Annotated in this window: 7 tRNA genes; all 7 read right to left on the reverse strand. The window is 52.7% G+C overall.

The features are described 5' to 3' along the window. Window positions 1–2 precede the first annotated feature (2 nt). Window positions 3–76: transfer RNA gene (locus HMPREF2634_RS09530), tRNA-Arg, on the reverse strand. Between the two features lie 9 nt (window positions 77–85). Then, window positions 86–171, reverse strand: a tRNA-Leu gene (locus HMPREF2634_RS09535). A 7-nt stretch (window positions 172–178) separates the two neighbouring features. Further along, a tRNA-Gly gene (locus tag HMPREF2634_RS09540) sits at window positions 179–250 on the reverse strand. A gap of 19 nt (window positions 251–269) precedes the next feature. Then, window positions 270–342, reverse strand: a tRNA-Thr gene (locus HMPREF2634_RS09545). Window positions 343–352: 10 nt separating this feature from the next. Continuing rightward, window positions 353–434, reverse strand: a tRNA-Leu gene (locus HMPREF2634_RS09550). Window positions 435–443: 9 nt separating this feature from the next. Beyond that, a tRNA-Lys gene (locus tag HMPREF2634_RS09555) sits at window positions 444–516 on the reverse strand. Between the two features lie 27 nt (window positions 517–543). After that, window positions 544–616 (reverse strand) — tRNA-Asp (locus HMPREF2634_RS09560). Between the last annotated feature and the right edge of the window lie 44 nt (window positions 617–660).

The raw sequence follows: 660 nt of genomic DNA on the forward strand, positions 1-660 counted from the left end.
TATGCACCCTAGAGGAGTCGAACCTCTAACCGCCTGATTCGTAGTCAGGTACTCTATCCAGTTGAGCTAAGGGTGCCCTTTCCTATGCCGAGGACCGGAATCGAACCGGTACGATTGCTTCCAATCGCAGGATTTTAAGTCCTGTGCGTCTGCCAGTTCCGCCACCCCGGCTTCCTCAAGCGAACGACGGGGTTCGAACCCGCGACCCCCACCTTGGCAAGGTGATGTTCTACCACTGAACTACGTTCGCATTCGCTTCTTTCCTTTAATGCCGGCTACATGACTTGAACACGCGACCCTCTGATTACAAATCAGATGCTCTACCAACTGAGCTAAGCCGGCTTATCTCCTATGCGGGTGAAGGGACTTGAACCCCCACGCCGTTAAGCGCCAGATCCTAAATCTGGTGCGTCTGCCAATTCCGCCACACCCGCCTGTGACTATGACCCGTACTGGGCTCGAACCAGTGACCCTTTGATTAAAAGTCAAATGCTCTACCAACTGAGCTAACGAGTCTCTCTAATGTATCTCTATACACTAAAACGGTCCCGACGGGAATCGAACCCGCGATCTTCGCCGTGACAGGGCGACGTGATAACCGCTACACTACGGGACCTATTAAGCCTTTCCGCTTAAAGAAATGGGAGTTAACGGGATCGA

The sequence above is a fragment of the Streptococcus sp. HMSC034B03 genome, from assembly GCF_001838575.1.
Lineage (GTDB): Bacteria > Bacillota > Bacilli > Lactobacillales > Streptococcaceae > Streptococcus > Streptococcus anginosus.